Raw genomic sequence first — 15178 nt, forward strand, 5'->3', positions numbered from 1 at the left:
TTGCTTCCTGTCGCCATGAGGGCGCCTCGCGAAATTTTCGTGCCTTGCCGGGCTGTTGATTCGCGTTTCGTTACCAGTGAAACTGGTTTCGAAGCGCGCTATTGTTCCGCCCGGAATATGCACGCGAAACAGGAAGTTGAAGATTGACCGAGTATCCCGCACCCCAGGGTCTGTATGATTCCGTAAACGAGCACGATAACTGCGGCATGGGCTTTGTCGCCCATATCAAAGGCACCGCCTCGCACGATATCATTACCCAGGGCCTGGAAATTCTGGCGAACCTCGATCACCGCGGCGCGGTGGGCGCGGATCCGCTGCTGGGTGACGGTGCGGGCATCCTCATCCAGATTCCGGACAAGCTCTATCGCCGCTGGGCGACAGCTGAGGGCCTGACTCTGCCCCCGGCTGGCGAATATGCCGTCGCCATGTGCTTCATGCCGCAGCAGGACGAGGCGCGCGAATTCATCACCGCCCAGTTCGAGAAGTTCATCGCCAAGGAAGGCCAGCACCTGATCGGCTGGCGCGATGTGCCGACCACCACCGATGGCCTCGGCAAGGCCGTGCTCGATTCGATGCCGGTGATCCGCCAGTGCTTCATCGCCAAGGGTGACAACTGCGCCGATCAGGACGCGTTCGAGCGCAAGCTGATCGTCATCCGCAAGCAGACCCAGAATCCGCTGAAGGAACTGGCGAAGAAGCACGCGATGCCGGGCCTCGAAAAGCTGTACATGCCCAGCTTCTCCAGCCGCACCGTTGTTTACAAGGGCCTGCTGCTGGCAAACCAGGTGGGCAGTTTCTACGACGACCTGCGCGATCCCGATTGCGAGAGCGCGCTGGGACTCGTGCACCAGCGCTTCTCCACCAATACGTTCCCCTCCTGGCGTCTTGCGCAGCCGTTCCGCCTCGCCTGCCATAACGGCGAGATCAACACGGTGCGCGGCAACGTGAACTGGATGAACGCGCGCCGCCGCACGATGGAAAGCGACCTTTTGGGCGCGGACCTCGACAAGCTGTGGCCCATCGTGCCGCACGGCCAGTCCGACACGGCCTGCCTCGACAACGCGCTGGAGCTGCTGCTGCTGGGCGGATACTCGCTTGCCCATGCCATGATGATGCTGATTCCCGAAGCGTGGAACGGCAACGACCTGATGGATCCCAAGCGCCGCGCTTTTTACGAATACCACGCCGCGCTGATGGAGCCGTGGGACGGCCCCGCCGCCGTCGCCTTCACCGATGGCCGCCAGATCGCCGCCACGCTGGACCGCAACGGCCTGCGCCCCGCGCGCTATTGCGTGACCAAGGACGACCTCGTCTGCCTCGCCTCCGAAAGCGGCGTACTGCCCTTTACCGAGGACGAGATCACCCGCAAGTGGCGCCTGCAGCCGGGCCGCATGCTGCTGATCGACCTCGAGCAGGGCCGCATCGTCGAGGACGAGGAACTGAAGGCCGAACTCGCCAATGCCCATCCTTACGAAGAGTGGCTGGAGAAGGCGCAGTACAAGCTGAAGGACCTGGACGCGATTGAGACCGCGCAGGACGCCGTGCAGGAGCACGAGGTCAGCCTGCTCGATCGCCAGCAGGCTTTCGGTTACACGCAGGAAGACATCGCCAAGTTCCTCGAGCCGATGGCCGCGAACGGCGATGATCCCATCGGCTCGATGGGCACCGACACGCCGATTGCCGTGCTTTCGAGCCGCAGCCGCCTGCTCTACGACTATTTCAAGCAGAACTTCGCCCAGGTGACGAACCCGCCGATCGACCCGATCCGCGAGGAGCTGGTGATGAGCCTGCTGACCATGGTCGGCCCGCGTCCGAACCTGCTGGGCCGCGAAGCGGGCACGCACAAGCGCCTGGAAATCAGCCAGCCGATCCTGACCAACCGCGGTATGGAAAAAATCCGCTCGGTTGAATCCAGCCTCGACGGCGCGTTCCGCACCGCCACCATCGACATCACCTGGGACGCCGAAACCGGGGCCGACGGCCTGGAAATGGCGATCAAGGAAATGTGCTGGGCGGCGACCGAGGCCGTGCTGCAGGACAAGAACATCCTGATCCTGTCCGATCGCAAGCAGGGCCCGGACCGGATTCCCATGCCCGCGCTGCTGGCAACCGCCGCCGTGCACCACCAGCTCGTGCGGCAGGGCCTGCGCATGCAAACCGGCATCGTCGTGGAAACGGGCGAAGCGCGCGAGGTGCACCACTTCTGCGTGCTGGCGGGCTATGGCGCGGAAGCCATCAACCCCTACCTCGCGTTCGAGACGCTGGAAGACATCCGCGCCCGCAAGTTCCCCGAACTTGACGCGGCGACGGTCGAACAGAACTACATCAAGGCAGTGGGCAAGGGCATCCGCAAGGTCATGTCCAAGATGGGCATCAGCACCTACCAGTCCTACTGCGGCGCGCAGATCTTCGACGCGGTGGGCCTCTCCACCGACTTCGTGGAGAAGTTCTTCACCCGCACCGCCACCACCATCGAGGGCATCGGCCTGAAGGAAGTGGCGCAGGAAACCGTGCGCCGCCACGCCGCTGCCTATGGTGACAACCCGATCTATCGTTCCATGCTCGATGTGGGCGGCATCTACCAGTATCGCCTGCGCGGCGAGGAACACGCCTGGACGCCCACCAACATCGCCAACCTGCAGCACGCCGTGCGCGCGGAAAACCGCGATGCCAATGCGCAGGAACAGTACAACGCCTTTGCCGCATCGGTTAACGAGCAGGCCGAGCGCCTGCTGACGATCCGCGGGCTGATGGAACTGAAGAAGGCCGACAAGGCCATCGACATTTCCGAGGTCGAACCGGCGGAGGAAATCGTCAAGCGCTTCAGCACCGGGGCGATGAGCTTCGGCTCGATCAGCCATGAGGCGCACTCGACGCTGGCAATCGCCATGAACCGCATCGGCGGACGCTCCAACACCGGCGAAGGCGGGGAGGAGCCGGAACGCTTCCTGCCGCTGGAGAACGGCGATTCGATGCGCAGCCGCATCAAGCAGGTCGCCTCCGGCCGGTTCGGCGTGACGACCGAGTACCTCGCCAATTCGGACGATATCCAGATCAAGATGGCGCAGGGCGCGAAGCCCGGCGAAGGCGGCCAGTTGCCCGGCCACAAGGTGGACAAGCGCATCGGCAAGGTGCGCCACTCCACGCCGGGCGTGGGCCTGATCTCGCCGCCGCCGCACCACGACATCTACTCGATCGAGGACCTGGCGCAGCTAATTCACGACCTGAAGAACGTACAGCCGTCTGCGCGTGTCTCGGTCAAGCTCGTCTCCGAAGTGGGCGTGGGCACCGTGGCTGCTGGCGTATCCAAGGCGCGCGCCGATCACGTGACCATCTCCGGCTACGAAGGCGGCACCGGTGCATCGCCGCTCACCAGCCTAACGCACGCGGGCAGCCCGTGGGAAATCGGCCTTGCTGAAACCCAGCAGACCCTGTTGCTGAACGACCTGCGCAGCCGCATCGCGGTGCAGGTGGACGGCGGCCTGCGCACGGGCCGTGACGTCGCCATCGGCGCGCTGCTAGGCGCGGACGAGTTCGGCTTTGCCACTGCCCCGCTGATCGCCGCAGGCTGCATCATGATGCGCAAGTGCCACCTCAACACCTGCCCGGTGGGCGTGGCGACGCAGAACCCCGAACTACGCAAGCGCTTCGTCGGCCAGCCAGAGCACGTCATCAACTACTTCTTCTTCGTGGCGGAGGAACTGCGCGCCATCATGGCCGAAATGGGCTTCCGCACGGTGGAGGAAATGATCGGCCGGGTGGACCGCATCGACATGAACCGCGCCATCCGCCACTGGAAGGCAGACGGGGTGGACCTGTCGAAGCTGCTGCACACCGTTGAGCTGCCCGAAGGCAAGAAGCTGTTCCACACCGAGGAGCAGGACCATGGCCTGCAGAACGCGCTCGACAACCAGCTGATCGCCGATTGTCAGGACGCGATCGAAAGCGGCACTCCGGTGCAGCTGGAATACCCGATCCGTAACCTCAACCGCACCGTCGGCACGATGCTTTCGGGCCGCATTGCGGAGGCGCACGGCCACAAGGGCCTGCCGGTCGACACGGTGCGCATCAACTTCACCGGCACGGCGGGGCAGAGCTTCGCCGCGTGGCTGGCGCATGGCATCACGCTGGACCTGGTGGGCGATGCCAACGACTACGTCGGCAAGGGCCTGTCGGGTGGCCGCGTGATCGTGCGCGCTCCTGACGGCGTTTCGCGCGATCCGGTGAACAACATCATCGTCGGCAACACCTGTCTCTACGGCGCGATTTCGGGCGAAGCCTATTTCTGCGGCGTTGCGGGCGAGCGGTTCGCCGTGCGCAACTCGGGCGCCATCGCGGTGGTCGAGGGCACGGGCGACCATGGCTGCGAATACATGACCGGCGGCACCGTCGCCGTGCTCGGCCCCACCGGCCGCAACTTCGCAGCCGGCATGAGTGGAGGCATCGCCTACGTCTATGATCCGGACGGCACGTTCGCCAGCCGCTGCAACATGGCGCAGGTGGACCTGCTGGGCATCGACACCGCGGCCGACGATCCCGAAGGCACCGGCCTGCCGCAGCAGCGCCCCTCCACTGTCGACGATCTTGGCATGGGCGACCCGCTGTACCACGATGCCGCGCGCCTGAAGATCCTGCTGGAGCGGCACAAGCTGCACACCGGATCGAAGCGCGCCAGTGACCTGCTGGCCGACTGGGACAACGCGGTGAAGGCCTTCGTGAAGGTCATGCCGAAGGATTATGCTCGCGCACTCAAGCAGCTTGAGGCAGAGCGCGAAGAAGCCGCCTCCGTCGCGGCCGAGTAAGGAATACAGAACATGGGCAAGGAAACCGGCTTCCTCGAAATCGAGCGCAAGGATCGTACCTACGACGATCCAAAGGAACGACTGAAGCATTACAAGGAGTTCGTGATTCCCCACAGCGAGGAAGGCCTCAAGAACCAGGCCGCCCGCTGCATGAATTGCGGCATTCCCTACTGTCACAACGGCTGTCCGGTGAACAACATCATCCCGGACTGGAACCACCTCGTCTACGAAGGTGACTGGCAGAACGCGCTCGAAGTGCTGCACTCCACCAACAACTTCCCGGAATTCACCGGCCGCGTGTGCCCCGCCCCGTGCGAGGCCAGCTGCACGCTGAACATCACCGACGAACCGGTAACCATCAAGTCCATCGAGTGCGCGATCATCGATCGTGGCTGGAAGGAAGGCTGGGTGAAGCCGCAGCCGCCGGAAGTAAAGACCGGCAAGAGCGTGGCCGTTGTCGGCTCCGGCCCGGCGGGCATGGCCTGCGCGCAGCAGCTTGCGCGCGCCGGTCATTCCGTGACCGTGTTCGAGAAGAGCGACCGTGTGGGCGGCCTGCTTCGCTATGGCATCCCCGATTTCAAGATGGAGAAGACCCAGATCAACCGCCGCGCGGTGCAGATGGAGGCCGAGGGCGTGACCTTCAAAACCTCCACCGAAGTCGGTGTCGACATCTCCATGAAGAACCTCAAGGAGAATTTCGACGCGGTCGTGCTGGCAGGCGGCGCCGAGCACCCCCGGATGCTGGAAATTCCCGGCGCGGAAATGTCGGGCGTTCGTCTGGCGATGGAATTCCTCACCCAGCAGAACAAGCGCAACGCGGGCGACGATGAGAACCGCGCTGCCCCGCGCGGCACGCTGACGGCCACCGGAAAGCACGTGATCGTGATCGGCGGCGGTGACACCGGCTCCGACTGCGTCGGCACCAGCAATCGCCAGGGCGCCAAGAGCGTCACCCAGATCGAGATCATGCCGCAGCCGCCCGAGAAGGAGAACAAGCTGCTGACCTGGCCCGACTGGCCGATGAAGCTGCGCACCTCCAGCAGCCACGAAGAGGGCGTGGAGCGTGACTGGTCCGTGCTGACCAAGGAAGTGGTCGGCAAGGACGGCGTCGTCACCGGCCTGAAATGTGTGCGCGCCGACTGGTCGGAAGGCCAGTTGAAGGAAGTGCCCGACAGCGAGTTCACCCTGCCTGCCGATCTCATCCTGCTCGCGATGGGTTTTCTCGGCCCGCGCCAGCAGGGCATGATCGAGCAGAGCGGCGTCACCCTGACCGATCGCGGCAACGTGGATGCCAACGTGAAGGACTATCGCACTTCGGACCCCGCCATCTACGCCTGCGGCGACATGCGCCGTGGCCAATCGCTGGTCGTCTGGGCCATCCGCGAAGGCCGCCAATGCGCCGCATCCGTGGACGAAGCGCTGATGGGCAAGACCGAACTGCCGCGCTGATCGCGATTACCGCCAGTTACAGCGGGGGCGCTTTCCGAAAGGGAAGCGCCCTTTCTATTTACGCCTGGCCAGCACCAGCGCGTGCCCCATGATGCCGGAAACACACATAGCCAAGGCAAAGCCGATTCCCGCGCCCCAGATCATGCCCTCGCGGCCGGCCAGCCAGCCGCCGATCACGAGACCCAGCATCGGCAGGATCAACAGCAGAAAGCATCCGAGCGCGGCCATGGTCCAGCCCCCTAGCAGACACGGGTGACTGTGCCAGCGTCACAGGCGCCTGACTGTCACCGAACTGTCATAAAGGTGCAATGTGTCTGGTCTTCGTTGCAAGCGATGCCGGACTATCGATTCTGCCTTGAGCGTGGCAACACCCGCAGCCCCGCGATCGCTTTCGATCTTCCCGACGTATGGGCGGTAGGGCTCGTGGCGAAACAGGTGGCGCGCTCCCTCGCCGCCCGCGAGCTCGGCACCGGGCACCTGTACCTCGAACAGGACGTCATGGTGCTCGATGCTGAGGATGCGGAGGTCGCTCGCTACCCGCTGGCGAACTTCCTTTCCATCGAGCCTGCGCGAACCATTGGCTAACCCCGGCCTTGCCATGCGGTGGCCGAACTTTCCTTACGCGGGCAAGCCGACCGCGATAAGAACGCCGCACGCGAAAAATGCTACGCCATAGCCACGCTGCGCCCAGTCGATCCATCCCGGCATGGTGCTTGCGGTTTTTCCGGCACGCCGCTGCAACCATGCAGACATCAGAAGGGCAGCCGCCCAGGCCATGAGAGGTGCGAAGCCGGTCCAGTATCTGGCACTGGATTTGTGCACGAACGGCTGGATGAACGCGCACGCCGTCGCCGCCTTGAGCAGGATAGACTGCATCCGCAGGTTATCGCTGCGCCGGAATGGCAGGAAATTGGCGAGCAGTAGTGCCAGCAGGAAAGGCACATAGACAATCAGTGTGACCGCGCTGACCAGACCGATAAGCGGCTCGCGCCAATCTTCGGGAACGGCATACATTCGATCCTGGTAAGCGCGCAGTCGCTGCATCGGATCGAAAAGGAAACGGCCGAAATTTTCCCTGACCGAGGCGAGGTATTCGCTTGCAGTCAGATCTGCCAGCGCATGGTCCAGCATCCTTGCCTGCACATCCAGCATGTTCTCGCCCGTTTCCGCGGCGACATCCTGAGAGAAATACCATGCCGGCCAGATATCGGGGCCGGGTTCACAGGCTCCGAAGCAGGATTTTTCCGGTCCGGCGAAGCTATTCGCCAGCACTAGCGGAACGTTGGTCGTCGTGGGCACCGCCTTGTCGAACTTCGCGCTTATGGCAATGCTCCAGGGAAGCAGCAGTACAGCGAACAATGCGATGCCGGCAGCCATCTGCAACAGGCGGCGCGGCAACACGGGTCTCCGGGATAGCAGGAGGACGATGAGGATGGCATGCAATCCGGCCGCCAGCACCAGCACTGGCCCGCGAAAGTAAAGCGCGGCGACCAAAGCCAGTTCGAACAGCAGCAGCACGCGCCAGCCTACTGGCCTTTCACCGATCACGCGCATGCCGATCTTCCAGCAGCAGACAAGCGCCAGCATCGTCAAAAGGCCGGCGGGCACTTCGGGCCACCACCCGGCGGCGGCGACGTACCAGCCGACCACCAGGCCAGGACATATAGCAAGCGCTGCGGCATGCGTGCGTCCCCATTCCCGCCAGGTGATGGCGCACACCAGCGCAAACAATCCAAGGTTGAGGAGGAGGGGAAAGAGCCGCAGGAGCCAGAGCGGCGGATCGTCACTGAAGAAGTATATCGGCGCGCCGGCAATGGCCATTCCCGGCATGAACCAGCCTGTCCCGATTACTGCATCAAGCGTATCGGCTGCCGATGCATCACCGGCCAGCCATCGGGCGATGGTTCTCGCGCCGGCGGCATAGGTGTACTCGTCGCCAAGCAGGTTCGTCGCCCGCATGGCGATCAAGACTGCGGCCGAGAAGATCAGGACGCCAGTTCCCGCAGCCAGCGCCAACACGCGTGAAGTAGTGGGTCTTGCCATCAATCAACCCGCGGCGGCACATTTCACGCATGTCGCGACAGAGGGATCGCCCTGCAATCGGCCGGCGGCGATCTCCTCGCCGCAGGTTACGCACCAGCCCCACTCTCCTTCGCCGATGCGTTCCAACGCAGCGCCAATCCGCTTGCGCTCGGCTTTGCGTCGGCGCTCCTCCGCCTTGGCCATAGCCTGCTGCTGCATCGCGTCCATGCGCGAGAGGCGTCCGACACTGTCATGCTGCAAGGTTACGGGCGCGCGGCCGTCTGCATTCAAAGCATCGAGCCGATCGAGTTCGGCAAGGTGCTCTACCAGTGCGATGCGGGCTTCGTTCTCGGTCATCGCAGTCACGCTGGCCCACACGCGGGCGTCTTGTCAAAGTCCCGTATCGATCAGCCTGGCCTGTGCGCCTGGGCAACAGCGTCCGCGATACGAGCGGACGCCTGGCCATCGCCAAAGGGATTGTGCGCGCGGGCCATGTCCTTGTAGGCTTGGGCGTCGTCGAGCAAGCGCGTAGCCTCGCGCACGATCAGCTCGCGGTCCGTGCCGACCAGCCTTGCCGTGCCCGCCTCGATTCCCTCCGGTCGCTCAGTCGTATCGCGCATCACCAGAACCGGCTTGCCGAAGCTCGGCCCCTCCTCCTGCACGCCGCCGCTGTCGGTCAGCAGGAGGTCGGCCATGGCAATCAGGCGCACGAAATGCGGGTAGTCGAGCGGTTCGAGCAGGGCGACATTATCGAGGTCGCCGAGGGTCGCTTCCATCACCGGGCGCACGTTGGGATTTGGGTGGACGGGGAAGATCACCGCCACGTCCTCGCGCTCGGCCAGCGTAGCGATGGCATCGGCAATGTTCTGCATTCCTGCGCCGAAGTTCTCGCGGCGGTGCGCGGTAACAGCGATCACGCGTTTGCCCGTAAAGCGTGATGCCACTCCGTCCAGGCCTGCGGCGAGTTCGGGGTTCGCTTCCACCTTTGCGCGGGTGGCGAAGAGCGCGTCGATCACCGTGTTTCCGGTCACGTGAATGGCGGGAGCCGGCACGTTCTCGGAGAGCAGCGCCTCGGCTGCGCCTTGCGTCGGCGCGAAATGCAGGTCGGCGATGGCCCCTGCCACCTTGCGGTTCACTTCTTCCGGCCACGGCGAATAGATGTTGCCGCTGCGCAAGCCCGCCTCGACATGGCCGACGGGGATCTTGCGGAAATAGGCGGAGAGCGTGACCATCATCGTGGTCAGCGTGTCGCCGTGGACCAGCACGCGATCAGGCTTCAGTTCATCCAGCGCCTTGCCGAAGCTGGTCAGGATACGCGCGGAGAGTTCGTCCAGCGACTGCCCGGCCCGCATCAGGTCGAGATCGATATCCGGCACGATTTCGCCGATTTCGAGAACCTGATCGAGCAGGTCACGATGCTGGGCCGTCACGGCAACGCGCACGTCCATGCCGCCGCGATTGCGCAGGGCGTGGACCACCGGAAACATCTTGATCGCTTCGGGCCTCGTGCCGAAGCAGACCAGGATGCGGGGTTTCTCACCCGCCGTTTCGCTCATTGCGCCCACATGCCCCTGGTGTCGTATACGATCTTGCCAACACTAAGGTAACGCGGGGCGGAGCGAAAGGCGTCGTGGTCCACCAGTACGCCGACCAGTTCCGCCTCGGCCATCGCCTTTTCGTAGGTGCTCAGCACCGCGCCGCTGTCTGCCAGGGCTGGCGGCAATTCGTCGGTGAATGGCTCCACCACCAGCACGCGTTCGCCGTGCTCGCTGGCGATGCGCTGCGCGATTTCGAGTGCCGGGCTTTCGCGGAAATCGTCGATATTGGGTTTGAAAGCGAGGCCGAGCAGGGCGATCTTCGCCTCGGGACTGGCCGCCAGCATGGCATTGAGCCTGCCGATCACGTGCGCGGGCTTGGCATCGTTGACCTCGCGGGCGGTGCGGATCAGGCGGGTCTGTTCCGGCGCGCTGGAGACGAGGAACCACGGGTCCACCGCGATGCAGTGGCCGCCAACGCCGGGGCCGGGTTGCAGCACGTTCACGCGCGGATGGCGGTTCGCCAGGCGGATCACTTCCCACACGTCTATGCCCATGTGCTCGGCTACCAGCGAGAGTTCGTTAGCGAAGGCGATATTCACGTCGCGGAAGCTGTTTTCGGTCAGCTTCACCATCTCCGCCACGCCGGCGCTCGTCTCGATGCAATCACCGCGCACGAAGCGGGTGTAGAATTGCTGCGCATGGCGGGCACATTCGCTGGTCATGCCGCCCACCACGCGGTCATTCGCGACGAGTTCCTCGATGATCTTGCCCGGCAGCACGCGCTCCGGGCAGTAGGCGATGTGCACGTCGGGCGACTTGTCGCCGCAGTGGCCGGGAATGGCGAGATCGGGGCGCATCTCGGCCAGGACGCTTGCCACCTGTTGCGTCGTCCCGACGGGCGACGTGCTTTCGAGAATGACGCAGCCTCCTACCGGTAGAACCGGGGCGATCAGGTGCGCGGCATCCAGCACCATGGAAATGTCGGGCTGCTTGTCCTCGCCGAAGGGCGTGGGCACGGCGATCAGGTAAATGTCGGCCACCGGCGGTTCTGTCGAGGCCGTCAGCATCCCGTCGGTCACGACGCTCTTCACCAGCGCGTCGAGGTCCGTTTCCTGAATATGGACCTTGCCCTGATTGACGAGGTCGACAATCCGCCCCGAGATATCCACGCCGCGCACGGAAAGGCCCGCACGCGCGATCACCGCTGCTGTGGGCAGGCCGATGTAGCCTAGCCCTATCATGGCAACGTCGAAACGCTCGGCCTGCTCCTTGCTGGCCTCGGAAAGCTGCTTGTCGTCGGTCAGCTGCGACTGGTTGATATACATCGATTACCCCGGTGCGCGCCGGGCCCTGAGACGCGGCGCGGATTGCCTAATTTCGCGGCAACCATAGGCGGGCAATCGTTTAAGAAGCGTTCCTTCGAAGGGCCTAGTCGCACACGGCGTTCAAAGACGCCAATCAATGCTGCCACGTCCGTTTTTCTCGAGAAAAGCATTGGTTTGCGAGAAGGGCCTTGAGCCGAAGAAGCCCCGATGCGCCGACAGCGGACTGGGATGCGGGCTCTTGATGGAAAGATGCCGATCGCTATCGCGCAGCGCCGCGATGCGCGACGCCTTACCCTGCGCGTGACTACCCCAGAGGATGAAGACGCTGGGCTCGCTCCTTGCCGCGACGGCGGCGACGCAGGCATCGGTGATCGCCTCCCAGCCCTTACCCGCATGGCTGCCCGCCTGCCCCTGCTGCACGGTCAGGGTATTGTTGAGAAGAAGGACGCCCTGCCGCGCCCAGCTTTCCAGCGAACCGTGGTCGGGCCTGGGAAGGCCAAGATCGCTTTCCATCTCCTTGAAGATGTTCTTCAGTGAAGGGGGTGGCCGTACGCCGTCGGGGACGGAGAAGCACAGCCCGTGCGCCTGCCCCGGCCCGTGATAGGGATCCTGGCCGAGGATCACGACGCGCACATCCTCCAGCGGGGTCAGTTCCAGCGCTTTCAGGCGGCAACCTCTGGGTGGATAGACGACCTTCCCGGCCTCTTCCTCGGCTCGCAGCCAGCCGCCCAGCTTTCGCGCTTCGGGCGTTGCCAATAAGGGTTCGAGGACAGGTGCCCAGCTTGGAGGTACGGCCTCTGGCATGGATAGTGACATGACGGGCGCACGCCGGATTGACAAGTCCGTTGCACTCGCCGCCCTACTCAATCTGCGAACTGGATTTCGTTTGGAAATTTTTTCCATTCAGCGGGATGGGAACAAGCTGCTGCAACCGGTTGCAAGATCACACCAGACCTTCGATGAGCATTAACCCTCGAAAATGGAGAGAAAAATTGACGACCGATAGTTCCAATAACGACGAGCAATCACCGCTCCCACCTGCGCGCAGGCGAGAACGTGTTCCTCCCCGCGCGGGCCGTGCAATTAGCGCGCAGAACGCAACACGGCACGGCGCACTCAGTACCCAGGTCGTGGGCTCACGTGAGGAGCAGGCCGCCTTCGATGACCTGCTTGACGAACTGGAACGCGAGTTCGATCCAGGTACCGCAACCGAATATTCGCTGGTCCATCGCCTCGCAGTTTTGTTTTGGCGCGAAAAGCGCTTGGCGGTGTCCGAGGCGCAGACACTTCGGGAAACCGAAAACGAAATAAATCCCTATGGAAGCCAGACTCCGCTCAATATAGATTATCAACTTCTAGTAGGACGCTACCAAACGATGCTAGGAAATCAGGTCAACAAGACTATAGCGCAACTAAAAGCGCTCAAATCGGATAATTAATATCATTCAATGCAAGAGCTTCTATAATCTTAGTTTTAGGCCGATAGTATCATCGAAGGGTTGTACTTCCGGCCATTGCAACGTGAAGAAACCGTGCAGAGCGCAAGGAGCGAGGGTCACGATCAAGCTAATAGACCCACCCCTTCAAACCGACATGCCTGATCCGGGCATGGTGGAAAGCTCCAGGTCCAATTGGTCCATAAGGGAGGTAGCACTGCGCATTGCGCCATTGTTCAAACCCTTAGAGTTCGAAGACTGGGATTCGTCAAAGTTAGCTTGATACCAGAGATTGCGGAGTTGGATTACAAGATGAATACTGCCGGACCGACGGACGAGCCAGGAAAGACTCGAATCGCTGTGGAAGAATGGCTTGCTTTGGTCAGTCAGGAAACGCCGCCTGACGAATTGCTCGAAGCAACCCTAGAAGCCGAGGATCGATTGGCCGCGTTCCGCCTTTGGCTCGAAACGAAATAATCATGTGGTCCGCAGCGCATTCAAGCCGCTAAGATCACAAGGGGCCGTGGTTGGCGGGCAACTACCGAGTGAAAGAACCGTCGTACCAGTGCCACCCAGGGCGAGGGGATTTGGGCACCCTCCCCTTCCCCGGCATTGCTAATGCCTCTAAGGACACCCGTCATGACAGTACATTTCCACGAAGAAGACCTGCCCGCCGGCGTGCTGGCCGATGGCCCCATCGCCGTTGACACCGAAACAATGGGCCTCGTCACCCCGCGCGACAGGCTATGCGTGGTGCAGATCAGCGATGGCAACGGTGAGGAGCACCTCGTGCGCTTTGCCAAGGGCAGCAGTTACGATGCGCCCAACCTGAAAGCCGTGTTGGCCGATCCCGATCGCGTGAAGATCTATCACTTCGCCCGCTTCGACCTCGCTGCCATCGAGCATTACCTGGGCGTGGTCGCCGCGCCGGTGTTCTGCACCAAGATCGCCAGCAAGATGACCCGCACCTACACCGACCGCCATGGCCTGAAGAACCTTGTGGAGGAGCTGCTGGGCGAGAATATCTCCAAGCAACAGCAGTCGAGCGACTGGGGCGCGCCGGAGCTGAACGATGCACAGCGCGAATATGCCGCCTCCGACGTGCGCTACCTGCACCGCCTTCGAGATATCCTCGTCGAGCGGCTTGAACGCGAAGATAGGCTTGAACTGGCACAAGCCTGCTATGATTTCCTCCCCGCACGCGCCCGGCTGGATATTGCAGGTTGGGCAGACAAGGACATTTTCAGCCACGAGTCATGATCTCGGGCGGTTAAGCATCGCATGACCAGAGCCGCAGACAGGATGCGCAACAGGCGCCAGCAGTTCGCTGCACCGGGCGGTTCGCTCGACCGGATCGTGCGCGTGCTGGCCGTGGGCTTGCCAGCGCTGGTGGGCGTCGTCGCGGCGATGATGCTGATTACGCCGCTGTCGCCGCGCGGCGAGATCAGCTTCCTGCTCGACCGGAACAAGGTCGCCATCGCGGACGACCGGCTGCGCGTCGACGATGCCATGTACCGCGGACAGGACAACAGGTCGCGGCCGTTCAGCTTGGTGGCAGGCGAGGCGGTGCAACGGAGCAATGCAGTCCCGCTCGTGGAAATGCGGGACATGACAGCACGCATGGTACTTCCCGAGGGACCGGCCGTCCTTACTGCACCGCGTGGAGTCTACGATATCGACGACGAACAGGTGCGTATACCGGGGACCGTCCAGTTCGAGGCCGCCGACGGCTACAACTTCATCGCCCGCAACGTGACAATTAATCTGCCTACCCGCACACTTGTCGGCGACGGACAGGTGAGCGGGGCCATTCCGGCCGGGTCCTTCTCCGCCGATGCCATGCGTGCCGATCTGGATGAGCGCAGCTTCTCCCTTAATGGCAACGCCCGGCTGCGCATGGTCCCGGGACGCCTGCGCTTGCCGAGTGAAATGCAATGACGGAACCTGATAGCATGACCACTGTTTCCACCCTCACCCGACCGACCCTTCGCCGCCTTGCCACGCGCGGGCTCGCGGGAGGCCTTCTCGCTGGCGGGGTCGCCGCCTTGTCGTTCGGCTCCATTGCGGGTGCGCAGACAATCGCCGGGTTCAACTCCAACCAGCCGGTGAACTACGCTGCAGACCGTATCGAACTTCAGGACCGACAGAACCGTGTCGTCCTCTCGGGCGACGTGCAGATTGAGCAGGGCGATCTCCGGCTCACGGCCGCGCGCACCACCGTTGCCTATTCGGATACAGGCTCGCTTCGGATCCAGCGTATCGACGCGACCGGCGGTGTGACTGTCACGCGCGGAAACGAGCGCGCTAGCGGTAATGCAGCCGTCTATGACTTCAACCGCCGGGTCATCGTGATGTCAGGCAACGTCGCCCTTCGCCGAGGAAGTGACACTCTGAACGGCGGACGCCTGACAATCGACCTAAACTCCGGCCTTTCCAGCGTGGATGGCGCGGGAGCGCAATCCAACGGCGAGAGCGGCCGGGTATCCGGCACTTTCGCAGTGCCCGAAGGCGACTAAGTTTGGTCCCTGCCCAGGGTGCTGTCGGCGACCAGCCTGGAGGTCGGCCCGCTCCTCGACCCCCCAGTTCACGGCATTTGCCGCCTCCGA

General features: G+C 63.2%; 14 protein-coding genes. 8 read left to right on the forward strand and 6 right to left on the reverse strand.

Annotation, left to right across the window (positions count from 1 at the left end):
- The first annotated feature begins 143 nt into the window (after positions 1-143).
- Complete coding sequence (gene gltB / locus ABFX23_RS10130) at positions 144-4802, forward strand: glutamate synthase large subunit (RefSeq protein ID WP_346032943.1); 4659 nt, start codon at positions 144-146, stop codon at positions 4800-4802.
- A 12-nt stretch (positions 4803-4814) separates the two neighbouring features.
- A complete protein-coding gene (locus ABFX23_RS10135; protein ID WP_346032944.1) occupies positions 4815-6251 on the forward strand; it encodes a glutamate synthase subunit beta in 1437 nt (478 codons plus the stop codon).
- Positions 6252-6305: 54 nt separating this feature from the next.
- On the opposite strand, the gene ABFX23_RS10140 is transcribed toward ABFX23_RS10135, so the two are convergent.
- Positions 6306-6479 carry a hypothetical protein gene (locus ABFX23_RS10140; RefSeq protein ID WP_346032945.1) on the reverse strand — a complete coding sequence of 58 codons (174 nt, stop codon included), beginning with the start codon at positions 6477-6479 and terminating at the stop codon, positions 6306-6308.
- 105 nt (positions 6480-6584) lie between these two features.
- Between ABFX23_RS10140 and ABFX23_RS10145 the strand changes: the two genes are divergently transcribed.
- Positions 6585-6836, forward strand: a complete 252-nt coding sequence (locus ABFX23_RS10145; protein WP_346032946.1) for a DUF6894 family protein — start codon at positions 6585-6587, stop codon at positions 6834-6836.
- 33 nt (positions 6837-6869) lie between these two features.
- Here the strand turns inward: ABFX23_RS10145 and ABFX23_RS10150 are convergent, their stop codons facing one another.
- From ABFX23_RS10150 to ABFX23_RS10170, 5 genes are all read right to left on the reverse strand, one after another.
- A complete protein-coding gene (locus tag ABFX23_RS10150) occupies positions 6870-8267 on the reverse strand; it encodes a hypothetical protein (protein ID WP_346032947.1) in 1398 nt (465 codons plus the stop codon).
- 30 nt (positions 8268-8297) lie between these two features.
- Positions 8298-8630, reverse strand: coding sequence for a TraR/DksA family transcriptional regulator (locus ABFX23_RS10155; protein ID WP_346032948.1), 333 nt, complete (start codon positions 8628-8630; stop codon positions 8298-8300).
- Positions 8631-8680: 50 nt separating this feature from the next.
- On the reverse strand, positions 8681-9829 hold the full coding sequence (gene wecB / locus ABFX23_RS10160; RefSeq protein WP_346032949.1) for a non-hydrolyzing UDP-N-acetylglucosamine 2-epimerase: 1149 nt from the start codon (positions 9827-9829) through the stop codon (positions 8681-8683).
- Complete coding sequence (gene wecC / locus ABFX23_RS10165; protein ID WP_346033046.1) at positions 9826-11052, reverse strand: UDP-N-acetyl-D-mannosamine dehydrogenase; 1227 nt, start codon at positions 11050-11052, stop codon at positions 9826-9828. Before wecC ends, wecB begins: the two co-directional genes overlap by 4 nt.
- Before the next feature lie 204 nt (positions 11053-11256).
- Positions 11257-11940 carry a uracil-DNA glycosylase gene (locus ABFX23_RS10170; protein ID WP_346032950.1) on the reverse strand — a complete coding sequence of 228 codons (684 nt, stop codon included), beginning with the start codon at positions 11938-11940 and terminating at the stop codon, positions 11257-11259.
- Between the two features lie 155 nt (positions 11941-12095).
- On the opposite strand from ABFX23_RS10170, the gene ABFX23_RS10175 reads away from it, so the two are divergent.
- The 5 genes from ABFX23_RS10175 (at position 12096) to ABFX23_RS10195 (ending at position 15088) form a co-directional block, all read left to right on the forward strand.
- Positions 12096-12575 (forward strand): hypothetical protein, encoded by a 480-nt coding sequence (locus ABFX23_RS10175; protein ID WP_346032951.1) that lies wholly within the window; start codon positions 12096-12098, stop codon positions 12573-12575.
- 309 nt (positions 12576-12884) lie between these two features.
- Positions 12885-13049 carry a hypothetical protein gene (locus ABFX23_RS10180; RefSeq protein ID WP_346032952.1) on the forward strand — a complete coding sequence of 55 codons (165 nt, stop codon included), beginning with the start codon at positions 12885-12887 and terminating at the stop codon, positions 13047-13049.
- Between the two features lie 162 nt (positions 13050-13211).
- Positions 13212-13832: a ribonuclease D gene (locus ABFX23_RS10185; protein WP_346032953.1), complete on the forward strand. Its 621-nt coding sequence runs from the start codon at positions 13212-13214 to the stop codon at positions 13830-13832.
- A 21-nt stretch (positions 13833-13853) separates the two neighbouring features.
- A complete protein-coding gene (locus tag ABFX23_RS10190; RefSeq protein ID WP_346032954.1) occupies positions 13854-14510 on the forward strand; it encodes an LPS export ABC transporter periplasmic protein LptC in 657 nt (218 codons plus the stop codon).
- Between the two features lie 14 nt (positions 14511-14524).
- Positions 14525-15088: an LptA/OstA family protein gene (locus tag ABFX23_RS10195; protein ID WP_346032955.1), complete on the forward strand. Its 564-nt coding sequence runs from the start codon at positions 14525-14527 to the stop codon at positions 15086-15088.
- Positions 15089-15178 lie beyond the last annotated feature (90 nt).

Origin of the sequence: Erythrobacter westpacificensis, from assembly GCF_039542285.1 — a bacterium.
GTDB classification, from domain to species: Bacteria; Pseudomonadota; Alphaproteobacteria; order Sphingomonadales; family Sphingomonadaceae; genus Alteraurantiacibacter; species Alteraurantiacibacter westpacificensis.